Here is a 17,827-nt window from a genome sequence, read left to right as displayed (position 1 = left end):
TATGCAAAACTTTCTTTAAATCCTCTGATTGGAGTTGCCCATGAGCCCCGTAACCAGCCTCGTGCTGAACCGCGTCCAACTTATCGCCCCGCGGATCGACGAGGCCATGGCCAGTGCCATCGTCCAGGCCGAGACCCGCGCCCAGGGTTTCGAGCAGGATCGCTTTCCGCACATCCGGCCGCTCAACATCCGCCAAGACGTCCGCCTCTCTCTCGAAGCAGAGCCTCTTCCCGGCGGCTGGCGGGTCGAGGGCGACCCACGAAAGATGGGCCAGCTGCTGCTCGTTGACAGCGAGACTGGGATGACCGTGCGATTCCTCAAGGCGCCCTACACCCAGCCTGACCACGTACCTCATGCCGGCTACAACCCTGCCCGTCGCGAGACATGGAGCAATGAACCGCTCGACACCAGCCTGCAAACCGCCCTGCCCTCGCTCGGCGATGCCGGCACGCTCGCCAAGCGCACCGACGGCCTGCACGGCGAGACCTTCCTGCTGATCTGGGCCTGGAAGGACCCGTCAGACCGGGAGAGCGGATACGACCTGCGAATCGTCCACACCCGCGCCCCCGGCGCATTCGGCAAGGCCACCCCGTGTGACCTCGACCTTGTCATCCCCCGCGGTGGCCTCGTCAATGAGGACGGTCTTCGCTTCGTTGGCTCGGACGAGGACAGCGACCTTTTCATTTTCGACATCCCCGACGAAAACGACACCGAAGGGCTCGCAGGACAGTGACCGACCAAGATCTCGTCGGCCAGCGCATCCGGGCGCTCGCCGAGCTACTCGGCATGTCGCGCACGCGGCTCGCCGAGAGCGTCGGCGCCACCCCGGCACAGCTGTCCAAGATCGAGAGCGGCATTCAACGCTTCCCGCTCGACCTCGCTGCCGCCATGGCCGAGAAGCACGGCGTCCCACTCGCCTTCTTCACCCAGAACGACCCCGCACACGAGGCGGCCGTGCCCACTTTCCGCAAAAAAGCCCGCGCCTCCGCACTCGACCAGAAGCGCATCACCCGCCTTGCCCGCGAAGCAGCCCGGGTCTTCACCCAGGCTTCAACACAGACCGGCTACAAGCCCTTTGTCTTCACCGACGACAAAGATCTCCTCGACGACGTCGAACAAGTCGCCCTCGAAGTACGACGTGCCGCTGGTATTGCCGACGACGCCCCTGTTCCCAATGTCACACGAGCCCTCGAACGCCAGGGCATCGCCGTCATCAACGGCCTCGACCCAAACACCGAACGAACCCTCGACCTGTCCGGCATCAGCCTGCCAACCCGCCACGACCAGCGGCCGCTCGTCGCCCTGGTCAGCAACCTGCCCGGCGCCGTCGCCCGCTTCACGCTCGCCCACGAGGCTGCCCACCACATCTGGGACCAGGACCTGCCCAGTCCGATCACCAGTACCAAAGACCACCGCGAACTACGCGCCCACCACTTCGCCGGAGCGTTCCTACTCCCCAAACAGCAGGTTATTGCCCGCATCACAGAGCAGACCACGCTGCGCGGATACCTCCCGGTCAAGGCCGATTACGGAGTCAGCGTCGGTGCAATCATCATGCGCTGCCGAAACCTCGGGATCATCAGCAGTAACCGCGCGCGAAGCCTCCAGATCCAGCTCTCCTCCCTGGGATGGCGGGATCCAGACATCGAACCCGTCCCCGTAGCCGACGAACGCCCCCTACTACTCAAACAGGCCCTGAAACGCGCCACCCTCACCGGCGGCCCGGCACTGGGCACCTACACAGGCCTGCCTCCACACCTAGTCCGTCACTGGGCCCGTTTGGACCCGCCCACCAATCCCGCCGATTCCGGAGCCGACATCATCGATCTGGCTACACGCCGGCGTCATTCCCGCACCACCCCCGCACATGAAAGGCACAACCCATGATCCTGGAATCCGAGTGGGAGACCACCATGCTTGACTGGCTCGGTGAGCTCGGCTGGGAGCCGACCACCGGGTCCGCCGTCGAGGCCGGGCGGAAGGGCCTCGACGACCTGGTGCTGAGCGACGTCTTCCTGCACGCCCTGCGCCGCCTCAACCCGGGGGTACCCGACACCTTCCTCGCCCAGGCGCAAGCCGAGATGCTTACCCCGAAGAGCCAGGATGCACTGGCCGAGAACAAGGCCTTCCACGCCCTGCTCGCGCACGGCTTCCACGGGCTCGCCTATGTCGACTCCTCAGGTGCCGAACAGACCCCCACCCTGCGCCTGGTCAGCCCCAACCCCGACGAGAACGCCTTCCATGCGGTGCAACAAGTCCGCATCGTGCACGGCCAAAACAGCCGTCGCTTCGACGTCGTCCTCTACGTCAACGGTCTGCCGCTGGCCGTCGTCGAGCTCAAGCAAGCCGGCGCAGCCAATGCCACCATCGCCAAGGCCCACGCCCAGATCGGAACCTACCTGGCAGAGTTCGGCACCGCCTTCCGTAGCGTGGTCACCACCGTCATCAGCGACGGGATCAGCGCTCAGTACGGCACGCCGTTCACCCCGCTGAACCACTACTCGCCGTGGAAGGTGGACGACTTCGGCACCCCCGTCGAGACCGGCCCTAACACCCCCGAGCTGGAGACCCTCACCTACGGCTTGTTCGACCTGCGCCGATTCCTCGACATGGTCCTCAACTTCACCGCATTCGACGAGGACTCCGGCCACATCACGAAGCGCATTGCCAAACCCCACCAGTACTTCGCCGTGCGCAAGGCCGTCGACTCCACCCTCAAGGCCATCGACTCCACCGGCAAGGCCGGCGTCGTCTGGCACACCCAGGGGTCCGGCAAGAGCATGGAAATGGAGCTCTACGCCAACCTGGTGATGACCCACCCCGAGCTACTCAACCCCACGATCGTCGTCATCACCGATCGCACTGAGCTCGACGGACAGCTGTTCGCCGGCTTCCGTCGCTCCACCCTGTTACCCGAGACGCCCGTGCAGGTCACCCGCCGGTCCGAGCTGCGCGAACGGCTCGCCAACACCGCTTCTGGCGGCATCTACTTCACCACCCTGCAAAAGTTCGGCCGCTCCGCAGCCGAACGTGACTCCGGCCTCGACCACCCCATGCTCACCGACCGGCGCAATGTCATCGTCATGGTCGACGAGGCCCACCGTAGCCACTACGACGACCTCGACGGCTACGCCCGACACCTCAAGGACGCCCTACCCAACGCCACCCTGATTGCCTTCACCGGCACCCCCATCAGCACCGCCGACCATGACACCCGCGCGGTCTTCGGCGAATACATTGACGTCTACGACCTCAGCCGAGCCGTCGACGACGGTGCCACCGTGCCCGTCTACTTCGAGCAACGGTTAATCAACGTCGGACTCACCCCCGACATGACCTCCGAGGACCTCGACCGCATCGCTGACGAGACCACCGAAGGCCTCGACGACGCCGAACGCAGCCGCATCGAGAAATCCGTGCTGGTGATCAACGCCATCTACGGCGCCCCCGAGCGCCTGCACGCCTTGGCCGCCGACATCGTCGCACACTGGGAGGCCCGACGCGCCACCGTCGAGCCCGCCCTACGCGACGGCGACTCCGCGACCACCCCGCACGGCAAGGCGATGATCGTCGGCGCAACCCGCGAGATTTGCGCAAACCTCTACACCGAGATCACTCGGCTGCGACCCGAGTGGCACAACGACGACATCACCAAGGGGCGCATCAAGGTCGTCTATTCCGGCAATGCCACCGACACGGAGCCGATCCGCAACCACGTGCGCCGCGACTCCGAAAACCAGGTAATTAAGAAACGCCTCACCGACGTCAATGATGAGATCGAGCTGGTGATCGTCAAGGACATGATGCTTACCGGCTTCGACGCCCCGCCCCTGCACACCCTTTACCTCGACCGGCCGCTCAAGGGTGCCCTGCTCATGCAGACCCTCGCCCGGGTCAACCGCACCTTCCGCGGCAAACAAGACGGCCTGCTCGTCGGTTACGCACCCCTGGCCGAGAACCTGCGCGAGGCACTCGACGAGTACACCGAGACCGACAAGACCACCCGCCCCGTCGGTCGTGACGTCGACGAGGCCGCCGGGGCCACCCGCGACCTCCTCAATGCCCTTGACCGGCTACTGTCCGGCTACGACTGGATGGGCGTGCTCCGCTCCGGAACCAAAAGCGCCCGACGCGACGCCGTAGCCGGCGCAGTGGAGTACCTCCGCTCGCCCAGCACACCGGGTAACCGCGTCGACGACGGCGAGGAGACCCTGGCCGATCGTTACCGCAAACTGTCGGCCAGGCTCGCCCGCATGTGGGCGCTGTCCGCGGGCAGCCAGACCCTCGACGACAAGCGCATCGACGTCAATTTCTACGAGGAGGTGCGGGTCTGGATGGCCAAGTATGACGCCAAGGAACGCGAGGCCAACGGCCAGCCCGTCCCCGACGAAGTCCTGCGACTGCTGCGCGGTCTGGTCGCCGACGCCACTGTCAGCAGCGGCATCACCGACATCTATGAGGCCGCAGGCATCCCCAAGCCCAGCCTGCAGAACCTCACGCCGGCAATGGTGCAGCAGTTCAAGGATGCCACCAACCCGCACCTGGCTATCGAGGCCCTGCGCGATCTGCTCGTCGAGGAAGCCGACAAGGCCACCCGCAAGAACCTAGTGCGCAACCGCGACTTCAGCGAGCGCATCAACGAACTGATGCTGCGCTACACCAACCAGCAACTCACCTCGGCCCAGGTGATCAGCGAACTTGCCGAGCTAGCCAAGAGCATCAGCGAGGAGAACGCTCGCGGCGCGAAGTTCGACCCGCCGCTCAACCACGAGGAGATCGCCTTCTACGACGCGCTCGCCAATGACCCAGGAGCGTTGGAGACCATGGGCGACGATGTGCTGGCAGCCATGGCCCGCGATCTGCTCGCCATCGTGCGCAAGGACTCCCGCACCGACTGGACCAGGCGCGACGACGTACAGGCCAAGCTCCGCAGCTCGGTGAAACGCCTTTTGCGCCGGCACAAGTATCCGCCCAGCAAACAGCCCGAAGCGGTAAAACTGGTGCTCGAACAGATGGAGGCAATCGCACCGGATTTCCAAGCATGAGACTCGGAAAATATCTCAGCCCGACACAGCCGCGAACCGATACTGAATCCATGGAATGGCTTACCGTGGAGCGCGACGGGAGATTCCAGAAGTTTCTCGGAAAGAACATGAAACGTTATGACTGCACCGACGATGGCATGCAGCTGGATTTCGCGCTCGCCGTCACATATCATTCACTGCACGACCTCGTCTGCAAATATGCGAATCATCAGCTTGCCATCAGCATGGCAGAGCTGGAGTGGTGCCGCTCAAAAAATGCCCCTATAGATCAACAGTATTACCTCCTTGAATCTGCCATCACGCGCCATTGTTGTGCGTGGGAATATCTCTTCCAGATGCTCACCTATATCCTGTCGCTCCAGGAAGAAGTCGCAGCAACCAAGGCGGACTACAACGCCATACTCGGCCTCTCTTCCTACGACGTGGAATTCATTCCAGGCCCCACCGGGACCAAGGTCCAATACACACCACGTGAGATACAACAGGCAGTCCGTGATATTCGACGCCGTCGCCAGGAGCTCGACTACGTACAGGTTGGAGCTCGAGCAGACAGGTTCTTCAGCAAGACCGACAAGAAGTTTGCGCGAGGAACATGGTTGGATGACGTCAAGCGCCTCGTTCGCGACTACCCTGTCCGCGAAGTCACGAAGATCCGGGATCAGATTATCCACCACCGGCCCCTTGGCAGCTCCTACCGAACAGGCTCGGGAGAGGCCCTCCCCGTCAACGGGATCACCTTCTCAAAACCAGCTGCCGAGGAGATCCCGGAGACCCTCAAGAAACTGCGCCAAGCCCAGAAACGCCTCTTCGAGGCGATAGGGATCGTAGTTCGCGAAACTTCCCGGTCAAACATTCCCAACATCAGAGAGAACGAAGGGGTGGAATACTGGATAGCTTTTTATCGGTGTCTTCGTTGCGGCAAGGATTCCCCCGAGCCCAACCGCAGCGAAGCCAAACCATTTCCACTCTTCTACTGCATGAACTGTAGTCTGTGGTCCCGACGCGAGGACGCAAAAGTCAAGCGCAAACTTTCCGTGTCGGAAATCTTATATTCGAGTCATTTGCGCGACTACTTGCCCCGCCTCAGGGAGTCAATCCAGTACATCCCACCCGAACTAAGAGATATCTTACCTTCATCGCATCACACACAGTAAATGAAAGCTTCCTGCTTGTTTTCGTACCAGTGAACTTTACCGGCCGAGTCTCTCATCATCCGCTCGGATAATCGCAACGAATTCACTGCAGTTCGACGGCCAGGATGCGCTTCAGCGGAAGTTTCACGCGCCCCCTCACCAGCTGGTCGCCGTAGTCACGCAACGTCGTGTCTGGTCGGCAGCGCCAGGCGCAGCGGGTCCGTGAGCAGGTGGTAGTCCTGGCTATGGGTATTTGCTCTTCGCCACCAGTTTGAAACCATGGCTACCGCGTCTCTCTTAGGAGCCAAAGCGACGCTTCATAATCCAGGGCGTAGGGCCGGTTCAGCCCGCCGTCACCCGTCCTTGCGCTCAACCTTGGAGACGGTGACGTCGATCTTCCCCGGGATGCGTCCGGAAGCGGTTATGGCCGTGGCAACCCGGTGACGAAGATCTTGGGTGAGCCGCACGATAGGCACCGTCAGATCGACGGTGACCTCCATGTCCACGTCGGTACGTCCATCCTCTTCACTGATCCGCACCGCGGAGCGTTCGTCAGACTTGCCGACCCGACGCCACCACGGCCGGACGAGTCGAGTCACGCCGGGGGTGTTGAGAACAGTGGTGACGATGACCCCTTCCAGATCATCACTGGTTTCGTCGCCCATCAGGACAGTTCCGGAGACGACAACGTCGTTTTCGGGCTCAGGCATGGATGTCCTCCACAATGATGTCAATGGCTTCTGGGCGTCCGCCCAGCTGGAGATACATTTCCGACGCCACCTGCTGACGCACCCGGTCGGCGCATTCCGGGATCCGAATGCCTTGGGCAACCGACAGGTCAATGCGCAGTCTCAACGGGGCATGCGGCACCGAGAAACGAACTCGGCTCAACCTGCCATCCTCGCAATCAGCCAGGGTCTCGCGCACGATGGTGGTCAGCACGGTCTCTCTGACCTCAATGTCGCCATCGTCGTCACTGACGATGCAATGACGCGGCGAGAGATCAGCGCTGTAGGACCTCCACACCGACGACAGCTTCGGTGGATCAACGACTACCTTGGTCTTGGCATCCTCGGCAACCGTGTCGTCACGCAGTTGACCGGCACGAACGGCCACGGTGCGCACCGCCTGGCAGGCTGGGCACTCGACCTCGTGCTCGGTGGGAGGCTGTGTCGCGTTGTCCCAGACGTGGTTCATGTCCGCGCCACACGCGAGATTCACCTCCATGGTTCCATCTCCTCCGCAATGGTGGCCCTCGCCCGGGCCAAACGGCCACGGACGGTGGACACCGGTAATTCTTCAATCTCAGCAATCTCGGCGTATCCGAGACCGTCGATCTGAGCCATGACCCAGATACGCCTCTGGTTGTCCGGCAGCCGGACAACACTCTTCCTCAACGCCTTCATCGCGGCATCCCTGGTGTGTGCCCTTGCTGGGTCCTGAAGGGTGTCGATCCTCACCGGAACTTCTTCCGGTGCCACCGGATCGGTTGCGCGTCGCCCGGCGGTCCGGATGACTTCCCGGCAACGATTCCGAGCAATGGTGTACATCCACGCCCTGAACCGGGACCTATCGTCGAGATCGGGCAGCTTCTGCCAGGCGGTCAGCAAAACGTCCTGGACGACGTCCTCCGCGTCAATCGTGGCCGGCAAGTGGTTGTGACAGAACCTCAGGAGCGGCCCGCCCCATGACTCAACAACGCGAGCGTATGCCGCAGCATCTCCGTCCTGAGCAGCACTTATGTCCGCAAAAACGATCTCGTCGCCGTCGTCACCTTCGACCCCGCTGACCATGGATTCGACGCTAGCAGCGGTCGAGGACAACTACTGAGTCCTCGACCGCTAGCGCGCAGCTCAGGCGAGCACCTTTCCGTCACGTGTACGCGGCTTGGCCCGTTCGGACTTCTCGTTGAGGAAGGTGGGCTTGGGCATCGGATTGGCGGGGAGGTTGTCTCCGGACTCGTCGACATTGGACACTTCGGTCACGCCGACGTGACTCACACCCATTCCGGTGACGTGTGCCCCCGTCCGCAACTTCGTTCCGAAACGGATCAGCTTGGCATCCAGAGCGGTCTCGACGTCACGAGCCACCTCGGACTCCAGCCAATTGACGAGCTTTCGCACGTCGGCACGGTCGTCAAGGTCGATCTGAACCATCATCTCGGGAGCAACACGGGCTCCGAAGAATCTGACATTGGCACTGCTCACCCCGGGGAATTCCTCGATCTGCTCCTCGATGGCTCGTCCCAGAGCATCGGTGGACAGCACCGTGGATCCATGGTTCGTCTCGTGGCTGATGCTGTAGCTGTGAGCGCGATTGCTCGACGAGAACTGCCGAAGCAGCCAGATCAGCCCAATCACGGCAGCCAGGACGCCCACGATGAGCAGGGCCCAGGAGGCGTGGTCCGTGCGCCATGCCTTCGGCACGTCGGCAATGGGCGCGTCGGGTTCAGGTTGCCACCATCCCCACGACGAGGCGACGTTGAACCGCACCAGCATGAACCACGCGACCACCAGCAACAAGATGATCCCGACGACGGCAAGTCGTGTTCTGTTTGCGCGGCCCCTCATCGCAACCTCACTTTCACGTTCGGGGACTGTTCCAGGCCAAGCGAGTCGACGCGATCAGCAATCCTCCTGGTGAGCTGTTCCCGCATCACCTCAGGATCATTGACGTCGGTCTCGACGTCGATCTTGAGCGCGTTGCCGCGACGCTTCACTGACGAAGATGCGACACCGTCCTCCTCGTCAAGCCAACGAGAAAGCCAGCCCGTCAGGTCGGAGTTGTCCATGACGATCTCGCGGTCGTCCGGGGCACCCTCAGCCGGCTTGAGGAAAACACCAGAAGTGCGTCCCGGCTTGAAAGCCCAGATCACCAGCATCAGGGCGATGACGCCGATGACGATGGCAACCGTCAGCGCGGTGTCGTTGAGCCATGAGGCGGTGGTCATGTGACCACGGCCCCAGCCCAACCACTGTGGCAAGGATCCGTGCTGGAGACGGTGAATGGCAGCGATGATGGCCACCACTCCGGCTGCCACCAGCAGGACACCGAGGATCGTCACTGGGGTCGTCCGAGAGGGACGACGAACGAGTGGCGGAGACATGTATTGATGACTCATCTCAGTTCAGCTCCTTCGTCGTCGATGCCTTGTTGACAACTCGGCTCACCAGAATGTCGATGGTGCCGATCTCAACCCCGGACAGTTTCGGAACCTGTTCGGTCAAACGGGCTCTCAGGTCGTCGCACTGAGCCTGGATGGGGGCGGGATAGCTGATGGCAACTTCCACCTCGAGATCAGCAGTACGACCGGTGAGAACCGCACCCACCTTCGGGCCTCGGTCGAAGTCGGCACGCGACCCCGATCCGAACAACGACGAGGTGGGAGCCCCAAAACCCTCGCTCTGGGCCGCCACGCGGGCAGCCACCTTCTCGACAACCGCCGTGGACACCGTCAAGGCTCCACGGCTGGCCTTCTCACGGTTGTGGACCGCCAGCGACGGCACCGAACGTACGCGGGTGGTGCCGACAGACATCAACGGTTCCGCTGACTTGGCTTGCCGAAGATGTCGTGCACGTCGAGCTGACCATCAATGATCCGCCCCACGATCAGGCCGAGCAGGCCCAGTACCAGCACAACGATGGCCTGCCACACGCCAACGCAGACCGCGATGACGCCCAGCAACAGACCGACGAGTGCTCCGATGCGCGATGCATTCATACTGCGGCCTTTCAGGAGAGCTCGGTGTTCTTACGCTGAGGGGCGACCTGGGTCGGCTGGTCGTCGTCCTCGCCCTCGTCCTCACCCTGGATGTACACATCGGTGACCTGGACGTTGACCTCGACGACCTCGAGGCCGGTGCCATACTCGACAGCGTCAATGATGGTCTCGCGAAGCTTGTTGGCGACCTCGACGACCGAGTAGCCGTAATCGATGACGACGGAGAGATCGATGGCGCACTGACGCTCACCCTTCTCAACCTGAACGCCATTAGAGACGTTGGTGGTGGAGCCCGGGATGCGGTCAGTGATGGAGCTCAGCATGCGACGTCCGGTGGAGCCCATGGCGTGAACGCCAGGAACCTCGCGGCACGCAATACCGGCGATCTTCTGGACGACCTGCTCGGCAATAAGGGTCGAGCCGTGGTCGGTGTGAAGCGGCGACGGGGCCACGGCCTCCTTGGTGGTGTCCGGAAGATTCTCGGTCTTGGTCTCGTCAGTCTTGGCGGAAGCAGTCTTGTTGTCAGCCATGTCGGCTCATCTCCATTCGATCTGTGGCGACTTTCACATGTTCAGATGTTCAGCGAACCGAATCGTCACGCCGAATCCGAGAATTGGGCGAAAAAAATATCCTCCGCGTCCTCGGCTACCCTCGAAACCACCCGATGACAGGAGGGACCATGCCGACGTCCACCACCATGCAGGGATTGACGACCGGGCTGTGTTCGGATCATGCCCACTCCAGCGTCGCCCCTCCCGCCTTCCTCTCCTCGAACTACTTCTACGACACCTTCGGGGAGCGCCCAACCTTTGACTACGGCCGCGGAGGCAACCCCACCCGAGCCCTGCTTGCCGACGCCCTCACGACCCTCGAGGCTGGCACGGGGGCGGTCGTCACCTCGTCGGGAATGTCGGCCATCATGGTCGTGCTGCAGGCCTTCGTGCCGATTGGTGGCCACGTCATCGCGCCGCACGATTGTTACGGCGGTACCTGGCGCATCCTCGACACCTGGGCCACCGCCGGACGTCTGACGGTCGACTGGGTCGACGAGACCGACCTTGACGCCCTGCGCACCGCCCTGGAATCCCCCACCGACCTACTCCTGGTGGAGACCCCGTCCAACCCACTGCTCCGCATCACCGACATCGCTGCCGCGGCTGAGCTGGCTCATTCCTCGAAGGGCGAGCGCACTGTCGTGGCCGTCGACAACACCTTCTGCTCGCCGATCCTGCAGCAGCCGCTGAATCTCGGCGCAGACCTCGTCATCGCTTCCGATACCAAGTTCCTCAACGGCCACTCCGATGTCATCGGCGGCTCCGTCGTCGCCGCTGTCCCGGAGGATGTCGACCTGATGGCCTTCCACGCCAACATGCTAGGGGTGACGGCATCTCCGCTGGATTCCTGGCTGACGCTGCGTGGCCTGCGCACCCTCAGGGTGAGGATGAAGGCCCACTGCACCAACGCTGCCCGGATGGTCGAAATCCTTTCCTCCCACGCTGCCGTCGCGGCGGTGCACTGGCCTGGGCTGCCCGATCACCCCGGTCACGACCTGGCCGCTCGTCAGCAGAAGGACTTCGGATCCCTGCTCAGCTTTGAGCTGGCCGGCGGACTACCCGCTGTCGAGGCATTCATGACCGGAGTGGAAGGGTTCATCCTCGCCGAGTCCCTGGGAGGTGTGGAATCCCTGGTCTGCCATCCTGCGACGATGACCCATGCAGCGATGAGCCAGGAGGCCCGGGACGCCGCTGGGGTCAATGACTCCATGATCCGGATGAGTCCAGGAATCGACCCCGTCGATGACCTCGCCACCTGCCTGAACGAGGCTCTCGACCGAGCCGCTGCCGTCTGAGTCCTCGCGTACCCAATGACCTGCTGACTAGGACCCACGCCCATGAACAGGTCATTGGGGTGGCAGACTGTCCCCCGTGACCCGTTTCCTCAGCGCGAAGCCCGACTCCCGCCTGCTTCCGTTGCCGTGGAGCACACCGCTGGCACAGTGGCCGCAGGAGCTCCTGGTCGCGCTGCCCCGAGGCATCTCCCGCCACGTGGTGCGATTCATCACCGTTGGCGACGACGTCTACGCCGCAAAGGAGGTCGTCGAGCACCTGGCGATCCACGAGTACCGGCTGCTGCACGACCTCATGCGTTTGGACACCCCGTCCGTCGAGCCCATCGGAGTCATCACCGACCGTTACTCCACCGATGGGGAACCACTCGAACCGATCATCCTCACCCGCCACCTGCGGTTCTCACTGCCGTACCGGTCCCTGTTCCATTCCGGTGTGCGTCAGGGGACCGTCATGCGGCTGCTCGATGCCCTCGTCGTCCTGTTGGTACGGCTGCACCTGGTGGGATTCCTCTGGGGAGACATCTCGCTGTCGAACGTGTTGTTCCGACGCGACGCCGAGGCCTTCGCGGCCTATCTGGTCGACGCCGAGACCGGCGAGTTCCATGACCGCCTCACCACCGGACAGCGGGAACACGATCTGCAGATCGCCCGCACCAACCTTTACGGCGAGTTCCTCGACCTGGAGGAGGGCGACATGCTCGACGCCGCCCTCGATCCGCTGGGCCTGGTGACGACGATTGAGGACCGGTACCACGAGCTGTGGAACGAGCTCACCGCTGCCGAGGAGTACGCCGGCGGTGACTACTCCCAGGTGGAGTCGCGGGTGCGTCGTCTCAATGCCCTGGGTTTCGACGTCGCCGAGCTAGACATCCAGACCTCGTCGGACGGTCAGCGGCTGCGCATCCAGCCCAAGGTCGTCGACGCCGGGCACCACCAGCGTCGTCTGCTGCGTCTGACTGGTCTGGACACCGAGGAGTTCCAGGCGCGACGTCTCCTCAACGACCTCGACACCTTCCGGGCCCGCAATGGCCTACAGAGAGTTGACGAGGCGGTGGCTGCCCATCGCTGGCTCACCGAGTGCTTCGAGCCCGTCGTCCAGCAGATTCCCCCGGAACTGTCCCGCAAGCGCGAGCTCGCGCAGTTCTACCACGAGGTGCTCGACTACCGCTGGTACGAGTCCCAGCGCCAGCAGCGCGAGGTTCCGCACATCGAGGCGGCCCAGGGATATGTTCGCGACATCCTGGCCCAGCTTCCTGACGAGGCCATAAGTGCGGAATCGGTTGTCTCCGTCGACGGATCGCAACCACGCAGCGGTCACGAGCTGATCAATGTGTACGACCCGTCCCTGGGATATGTCGAGGACGAGGAGGATGACGCCCCCTATGACCCGTGGGAGGCCGATGCCGAATCCGTAGACGTGGAATCGGCATCTCGTCTCGACATCGACGCCTTGCGCGCCCGCGGGAAGGGCGTAGGAAAACCTCGTCACTCCGAGGACTTCGGCGGTATCGGCACCGTGAACGACCCACCCTTGGAAGATCCACCGCTGAACGATCCCCACTGTGTGGGAGCTGCTGCCACCGAAGGGCCGGCCTCAGGCTGGGTCCTGGGCTCCTCAGCGTCCTTGTCAGGACGCGATCCGGGGACCACCGGCTTGATGGATTCACCCATCGCGGCCTCCAGGGCCCGGGAGATGGGGCTGGACGACGGCTTGTGCTTGCGAATCTCGGCCATGCGGCCATGGTAGGCGATGTGTCGGGGTCCCCCGGTAGCCTTGAGGCGTGACGTTCAAGCTCTACAACACCGCTACCCATGGCATCGAGACCTTCGAACCCCTGCACGAGGGTCAGGTGTCGATCTACCACTGTGGCATGACGGTGCAGTCCAGTCCGCACCTGGGCCACATCCGCAAGGAGGTCGTCTTCGACGTCCTGCGGCGCTGGTTGGAGTGTTCTGGCTACCAGGTGACAGTCGTCGCCAACGTCACCGATATTGACGACAAGATCCTCGCCAAGTCCGCTGCTGCCGGCGTGCCCTGGTGGGCCCACGCCTACCACTACGAGAACGAGCTGCACGCGGCCTACAAGGCTCTGGGATGTCGTCCACCATCCTACGAGCCGCGCGCCACCGGCCACATCCCGGAGATGATCGAGCTCATCAGAAACCTCATCGAGAAGGGCCACGCCTACCCCGCCCCGGACGGCTCCGGTGACGTCTACTTCGACGTCCGGTCCTGGCCGCGATACGGGGAGTTGTCCGGGATGCGCGTCGACGAGATGGCCCCGGCCGAGGACTCCGACCCGCGTGGCAAGCGTGACCCACGCGACTTCGCACTGTGGAAGGGGCACAAGGATGATGAACCGGAGACGGCATCCTGGGCCTCCCCCTGGGGACGTGGTCGTCCCGGTTGGCACCTGGAGTGCTCGGCCATGTCCGGGAAGTACCTGGGTGATGCCTTCGACATCCATGGCGGCGGCATCGACCTGCGATTCCCCCACCACGAGAACGAGTTGGCGCAGTCGGCGGCGGCCGGACGTGCGTTTGCCCATTACTGGATGCACAACGCCTGGGTGACGATGTCCGGGGAGAAGATGAGCAAGTCCCTGGGCAATACCGCCCAGGTAACCGAGGTCACCAAGACCTACAGCCCACGAGCCGTCAGGTACTTCCTGCTCGCCCCCCACTACCGCTCCATGATCGAGTTCAGCCCATCCGACGAAGACACCAAGGGATCCCTCGACGAGGCCACCAAGGCCATCGAGCGCATTGATTCCTTCCTGGATCGCGCCCGCGACCTCGTCGGCGAGGAGGCCGCGCCGTCGAAGGATCTGCCGGCGGCCTTCGTCACGGCGATGGACGATGACTTGGGAACCCCGCAAGCGGTTGCGGCCCTGTTCAGCGAGATCACCGAGGGCAACAAGTCCGTCTCTGCCCACGACGTCGACGCCACCCGCGAGCACATGGCTCGGGTACGTGCCATGCTCGCGGTCTTCGGGCTCGATCCGCAGGCCCCGGAATGGGCGGATACCGCCGGAAACGAGGCCCGTCTCGAACCAGTCGTCGACGGCTTGGTCCAGGCCATGCTTGATCAGCGTGCCGAGGCCCGTTCCCGCAAGGACTGGGCGACTGCCGACGCGATTCGTGACACCTTGACCAACCTCGGACTGACGATCGAGGACACCCCCACCGGCGCCCACTGGTCGCTGAGCTGACGAGGAGACCGACATGGCAGGAAATTCCAAGCGCCGCGGCGCAGGACACAAGGGCAAAAGTTCCGCTTCCGGATCCGGTGGCCGAGGTCGCAGGGGCCTCAAGGGCCGCGGACCCACCCCCAAGGCCGAGGATCGCACTTACCACAAGGCGTACAAGGCCAAGCAGGAGAAGCTGGCTCGCGGCGGCAACCGCAAGCCAGCCGAGAAGCAGGCCAAGGGTGCCGGCCCGGAGTGGGTGATCGGTCGTAATCCGGTGTTGGAGGCCCTGCACGCCGGTCTTCCGGTGCGCACCGCCTACGTCGCGGAAGGAGCCGAACACGACTCCCGGCTGCGAGAGATCCTCTCCTTCGCCGCTGACAACGGCATCGTGTTGATGCAGGCCACTCGTGGTGAGCTCGACCGCATGACGGGTGGGTCCAATCACCAGGGTGTGGCCCTGCGCCTTCCCGAGTACGAGTACGCCACGGTCGACGACATCATCGATGCCGGCACTCAGGCCTATCGCGGCGGTCTCGTCGTGGCACTGGACAAGATCACCGATCCACGCAATCTGGGAGCGATCATCCGCTCGGCTGCCGCTTTCGGCGCCCAGGGCGTGCTCATCCCGTCTCGCCGCTCGGCCTCGATGACCGCTGCGGCGTGGAAGACCTCCGCCGGGGCTGCCGCACGCATCCCGGTGGCGATGGCGTCGAACCTCAACCAGGCCCTCGGCAAGTTCGCCGAGGCCGGCTGGATGATCGTCGGGCTGGCTGGCGAGGCCGACTCCGACATCGCTGCCGCTCCCGGTCTGGATGGTCCACTGGTGCTCGTTGTCGGTTCCGAAGGTGAGGGCTTGGCCCGTCTCACCCGGCAGTCCTGTGACGTGCTGGCGTCGATCCCGATCAGTAGTGACGTCGAGTCCCTCAACGCCTCGGTGGCAGCATCGATCGCGCTGTACGAGGCGTCAAGGGTACGCGGGAGTGCGTCAGAGAGCTGAGCCTCAGGGCTTGACTATCACGGCTGGCTGTCCGGGGAAGGTCACCGTCACCGAGCCGTCAGCGACGCCGATCTCAGGACGGGGGCCACACGTCCCAAGCCCGACGAGGGCTATGTAAGGACCGCTGCCCTGCATGGGCGTCTCCATCTGCTCGACGGTCGTCACCTCGGACAGACCCGTGACCGACTGGGCGCTCGGTCGCCGTCGGCCCTGCCACTGCGTCACGGGTTCGAGGAAGGAATCGGGATCCTGTTCGGGGTCAGTTGGCCAACCTGCGACGACGACGGAAGCCTCTGCCACGTCCTCGTCGAACCAAGCGCAACGCACCTCAGTTCCCGAGTGGCAGACCTGCGCACAGACGATGCGCGGGCCCAGGTCGGACTCGCCGCGCGCGCCATAGCCCACTTGAGAATCTGACTCGACCTCGATCCAGTGAACCTGCCAGGAGGATTGCCCGACGAGGACGTCCCCGACCTGTTCCAATCGGTCGACGTGCTGGCCCGATCTGCAAGAAACCCGCCCCTTCGCATCGCGCAGGGCGATCACGTTGGCAACGGGTTGCATAGCCCACTCCCCCGCTTGCGCTGGGGCTGTCGCGGTGGAGAAGCCGAGAGACGTGTACAGGGGAGCCTCACTGACAAGGTCTCCCTCGTTCTCGCCATCGGTACCGAGGTTGAACACACGAACCACGCCGTCGGCTGAGGTTCCGCTGACCATCCATCCCGGCGTGGGAATGAGGCGATGGGTGTCCTCCCTCTCGACCGGCAGAGGCTCTTCGTCTGCAGTCCACACCGGGTGATCAACGGGCAGCGCCAGGCCAAGCATTCCCTTTGACGCCCAGTAAGGGGATCCCACGCCAGAGTAGAATTGGGCCATCGGACGGAACTCTCCAAACCAGCCCATGGTCAGGATGCCGTCAGCGGCCGCCCCTCGATCGAGGAAGTGGCGTACCGTTCCCGAGCAGATTCTTCGTGTCAGGCCTGGCGACACCGGAGAAACACCCATGAAGGCTCCGGCCCACAGCGGCGCGCAAGTGCACCATCGGTAGATGAGGCTACGTCCTTGGATGAGAGGGGCAGCGCCTCCCTGGCCGTCCAGATCGGCTCCGACGAGGAAGGGAACATCCTCCAGGTATCTCCGCAGCCTGGGCCCGTGGACGGTTGCGAAGTCCCTACTGAGATCCCAGGTCGGGTCCATCAGGGTCCACAGGGCAGGCAGGGTCTCCATGGCCCACCCGACGTAGTGGTCGTAGCAACGCCTCGGCCCGTCACTAATCCAACCATCCGTGCGGTACCAGCCCTCATGGCGTTCCAGGTGCTCGCGGGTGAGGGCCTCATCCCAGTGGGCGCCGACCCCGCGCAGGAAGGCCTCGACGATGACCTGGAACCAAATCCAGTTGTTGTCCGGGATTTCGGGATTGCGCACATCCTGGAACCACTCGACAGCCTGTTCCCGGGTCCGCTGAGAGAGCTGATCCCAGATCCAGGGCTTGGTGAAGTGGAGCATCAAGGCCAGGGAGCACGCCTCGACGCAGGCCTGACGATGTTCGGAGGGTCGCAACCAGCGATCCTCGGCGCTCGGATCGACACCGGTGGCGACACCTCCGGCCCACCACTCAGCCAACTCGTCCAGGCCTTCACCCCGCTCACCGAGGATACGCGCACCAGCCAGTAGACCAACCCGGGCAAACCCTTCGAGCCCGTCGATGTCAGTACCCAGTCCACCAGGCTCCCCAGGCATCACGATCCGCCCGTGGCCTGGTGTTGCATGGTTCATGGCCGTCGTCACCAGACGATCGGCGAGATTGCACCAGTCCTCGCGTTCCCAACGGGTCAATGGACTCATCTGCGTCATGTCATCACGTCCTGTCGCTGACCATCGAACTGCCGTG

Annotated in this window: 17 protein-coding genes and 1 pseudogene; 8 read left to right on the top strand and 10 right to left on the bottom strand. The window is 63.5% G+C overall.

Going from position 1 to position 17,827, the window contains the following annotated elements:
* The first annotated feature begins 40 nt into the window (after positions 1-40).
* The 4 genes from ACP8ML_RS02140 to ACP8ML_RS02125 are packed head-to-tail and all read left to right on the top strand — an operon-like array spanning position 41 to position 6,199.
* A complete protein-coding gene (locus ACP8ML_RS02140; RefSeq protein WP_117188854.1) occupies positions 41-733 on the top strand; it encodes a hypothetical protein in 693 nt (230 codons plus the stop codon).
* On the top strand, positions 730-1,887 hold the full coding sequence (locus tag ACP8ML_RS02135; protein ID WP_016667008.1) for a helix-turn-helix domain-containing protein: 1,158 nt from the start codon (positions 730-732) through the stop codon (positions 1,885-1,887). The genes ACP8ML_RS02140 and ACP8ML_RS02135 overlap by 4 nt, the downstream gene beginning before the upstream one ends.
* On the top strand, positions 1,884-5,045 hold the full coding sequence (locus ACP8ML_RS02130; protein ID WP_117188856.1) for a type I restriction endonuclease subunit R: 3,162 nt from the start codon (positions 1,884-1,886) through the stop codon (positions 5,043-5,045). The genes ACP8ML_RS02135 and ACP8ML_RS02130 overlap by 4 nt, the downstream gene beginning before the upstream one ends.
* A 50-nt stretch (positions 5,046-5,095) precedes the next feature.
* On the top strand, positions 5,096-6,199 hold the full coding sequence (locus tag ACP8ML_RS02125) for a hypothetical protein (protein ID WP_138774612.1): 1,104 nt from the start codon (positions 5,096-5,098) through the stop codon (positions 6,197-6,199).
* A gap of 332 nt (positions 6,200-6,531) precedes the next feature.
* Here ACP8ML_RS02125 and ACP8ML_RS02120 read toward each other — a convergent pair whose 3' ends face one another.
* From ACP8ML_RS02120 to ACP8ML_RS02085, 8 genes are read right to left on the bottom strand one after another with little or no spacing between them, the layout of a single operon-like run.
* Positions 6,532-6,888 carry an Asp23/Gls24 family envelope stress response protein gene (locus ACP8ML_RS02120; RefSeq protein WP_117188860.1) on the bottom strand — a complete coding sequence of 119 codons (357 nt, stop codon included), beginning with the start codon at positions 6,886-6,888 and terminating at the stop codon, positions 6,532-6,534.
* On the bottom strand, positions 6,881-7,405 hold the full coding sequence (locus tag ACP8ML_RS02115) for an Asp23/Gls24 family envelope stress response protein (RefSeq protein WP_117188862.1): 525 nt from the start codon (positions 7,403-7,405) through the stop codon (positions 6,881-6,883). The genes ACP8ML_RS02120 and ACP8ML_RS02115 overlap by 8 nt, the downstream gene beginning before the upstream one ends.
* The gene (locus ACP8ML_RS02110) at positions 7,396-7,971 is read right to left on the bottom strand and encodes an RNA polymerase sigma factor (RefSeq protein WP_117188864.1); all 576 of its coding nucleotides are present in this window, start codon (positions 7,969-7,971) and stop codon (positions 7,396-7,398) included. The genes ACP8ML_RS02115 and ACP8ML_RS02110 overlap by 10 nt, the downstream gene beginning before the upstream one ends.
* 60 nt (positions 7,972-8,031) lie before the next feature.
* Positions 8,032-8,748, bottom strand: a complete 717-nt coding sequence (amaP, locus tag ACP8ML_RS02105; protein WP_117188866.1) for an alkaline shock response membrane anchor protein AmaP — start codon at positions 8,746-8,748, stop codon at positions 8,032-8,034.
* On the bottom strand, positions 8,745-9,299 hold the full coding sequence (locus ACP8ML_RS02100; protein WP_117188868.1) for a DUF6286 domain-containing protein: 555 nt from the start codon (positions 9,297-9,299) through the stop codon (positions 8,745-8,747). The genes amaP and ACP8ML_RS02100 overlap by 4 nt, the downstream gene beginning before the upstream one ends.
* Position 9,300: 1 nt before the next feature.
* Positions 9,301-9,714, bottom strand: a complete 414-nt coding sequence (locus ACP8ML_RS02095; RefSeq protein ID WP_065674313.1) for an Asp23/Gls24 family envelope stress response protein — start codon at positions 9,712-9,714, stop codon at positions 9,301-9,303.
* Positions 9,714-9,899 carry a DUF2273 domain-containing protein gene (locus tag ACP8ML_RS02090; protein ID WP_004810640.1) on the bottom strand — a complete coding sequence of 62 codons (186 nt, stop codon included), beginning with the start codon at positions 9,897-9,899 and terminating at the stop codon, positions 9,714-9,716. The genes ACP8ML_RS02095 and ACP8ML_RS02090 overlap by 1 nt, the downstream gene beginning before the upstream one ends.
* An 11-nt stretch (positions 9,900-9,910) precedes the next feature.
* A complete protein-coding gene (locus ACP8ML_RS02085; RefSeq protein ID WP_065674312.1) occupies positions 9,911-10,429 on the bottom strand; it encodes an Asp23/Gls24 family envelope stress response protein in 519 nt (172 codons plus the stop codon).
* A 149-nt stretch (positions 10,430-10,578) separates the two neighbouring features.
* On the opposite strand from ACP8ML_RS02085, the gene ACP8ML_RS02080 reads away from it, so the two are divergent.
* Both ACP8ML_RS02080 and ACP8ML_RS02075 read left to right on the top strand, forming a co-directional pair.
* Positions 10,579-11,748 carry a trans-sulfuration enzyme family protein gene (locus ACP8ML_RS02080; protein ID WP_117188870.1) on the top strand — a complete coding sequence of 390 codons (1,170 nt, stop codon included), beginning with the start codon at positions 10,579-10,581 and terminating at the stop codon, positions 11,746-11,748.
* A gap of 76 nt (positions 11,749-11,824) precedes the next feature.
* Positions 11,825-13,216 (top strand): annotated as a pseudogene (locus tag ACP8ML_RS02075) (DUF4032 domain-containing protein); the annotation flags it as partial.
* A 17-nt stretch (positions 13,217-13,233) separates the two neighbouring features.
* Here ACP8ML_RS02075 and ACP8ML_RS02070 read toward each other — a convergent pair.
* A complete protein-coding gene (locus ACP8ML_RS02070) occupies positions 13,234-13,482 on the bottom strand; it encodes a hypothetical protein (protein ID WP_065674310.1) in 249 nt (82 codons plus the stop codon).
* Between the two features lie 47 nt (positions 13,483-13,529).
* On the opposite strand from ACP8ML_RS02070, the gene cysS reads away from it, so the two are divergent.
* A complete protein-coding gene (gene cysS / locus ACP8ML_RS02065; protein ID WP_065674309.1) occupies positions 13,530-14,960 on the top strand; it encodes a cysteine--tRNA ligase in 1,431 nt (476 codons plus the stop codon).
* Positions 14,961-14,973: 13 nt separating this feature from the next.
* A complete protein-coding gene (rlmB, locus tag ACP8ML_RS02060; RefSeq protein ID WP_065674308.1) occupies positions 14,974-15,936 on the top strand; it encodes a 23S rRNA (guanosine(2251)-2'-O)-methyltransferase RlmB in 963 nt (320 codons plus the stop codon).
* Positions 15,937-15,939: 3 nt separating this feature from the next.
* Here rlmB and ACP8ML_RS02055 read toward each other — a convergent pair whose 3' ends face one another.
* Complete coding sequence (locus ACP8ML_RS02055; protein WP_249361260.1) at positions 15,940-17,712, bottom strand: DUF2264 domain-containing protein; 1,773 nt, start codon at positions 17,710-17,712, stop codon at positions 15,940-15,942.
* Positions 17,713-17,827 lie beyond the last annotated feature (115 nt).

This window comes from Cutibacterium sp. LaCa_255 (assembly GCF_057458005.1).
This window is presented reverse-complemented; position numbering and strand designations above follow the sequence as displayed.

Coding starts and splice junctions, on each gene's coding strand:
- ACP8ML_RS02115 (WP_117188862.1), bottom strand. CDS start 7,405: ATGGAGGTGAATCTCGCGTGTGGCGCGGACATGAACCACGTCTGGGAC.
- ACP8ML_RS02110 (WP_117188864.1), bottom strand. CDS start 7,971: ATGGTCAGCGGGGTCGAAGGTGACGACGGCGACGAGATCGTTTTTGCG.
- ACP8ML_RS02090 (WP_004810640.1), bottom strand. CDS start 9,899: ATGAATGCATCGCGCATCGGAGCACTCGTCGGTCTGTTGCTGGGCGTC.
- amaP (WP_117188866.1), bottom strand. CDS start 8,748: ATGAGGGGCCGCGCAAACAGAACACGACTTGCCGTCGTCGGGATCATC.
- ACP8ML_RS02080 (WP_117188870.1), top strand. CDS start 10,579: ATGCCGACGTCCACCACCATGCAGGGATTGACGACCGGGCTGTGTTCG.
- ACP8ML_RS02120 (WP_117188860.1), bottom strand. CDS start 6,888: ATGCCTGAGCCCGAAAACGACGTTGTCGTCTCCGGAACTGTCCTGATG.
- ACP8ML_RS02085 (WP_065674312.1), bottom strand. CDS start 10,429: ATGGCTGACAACAAGACTGCTTCCGCCAAGACTGACGAGACCAAGACC.
- ACP8ML_RS02140 (WP_117188854.1), top strand. CDS start 41: ATGAGCCCCGTAACCAGCCTCGTGCTGAACCGCGTCCAACTTATCGCC.
- rlmB (WP_065674308.1), top strand. CDS start 14,974: ATGGCAGGAAATTCCAAGCGCCGCGGCGCAGGACACAAGGGCAAAAGT.
- ACP8ML_RS02055 (WP_249361260.1), bottom strand. CDS start 17,712: ATGAACCATGCAACACCAGGCCACGGGCGGATCGTGATGCCTGGGGAG.
- ACP8ML_RS02070 (WP_065674310.1), bottom strand. CDS start 13,482: ATGGCCGAGATTCGCAAGCACAAGCCGTCGTCCAGCCCCATCTCCCGG.
- ACP8ML_RS02125 (WP_138774612.1), top strand. CDS start 5,096: ATGGAATGGCTTACCGTGGAGCGCGACGGGAGATTCCAGAAGTTTCTC.
- ACP8ML_RS02100 (WP_117188868.1), bottom strand. CDS start 9,299: ATGAGTCATCAATACATGTCTCCGCCACTCGTTCGTCGTCCCTCTCGG.
- ACP8ML_RS02095 (WP_065674313.1), bottom strand. CDS start 9,714: ATGTCTGTCGGCACCACCCGCGTACGTTCGGTGCCGTCGCTGGCGGTC.
- ACP8ML_RS02130 (WP_117188856.1), top strand. CDS start 1,884: ATGATCCTGGAATCCGAGTGGGAGACCACCATGCTTGACTGGCTCGGT.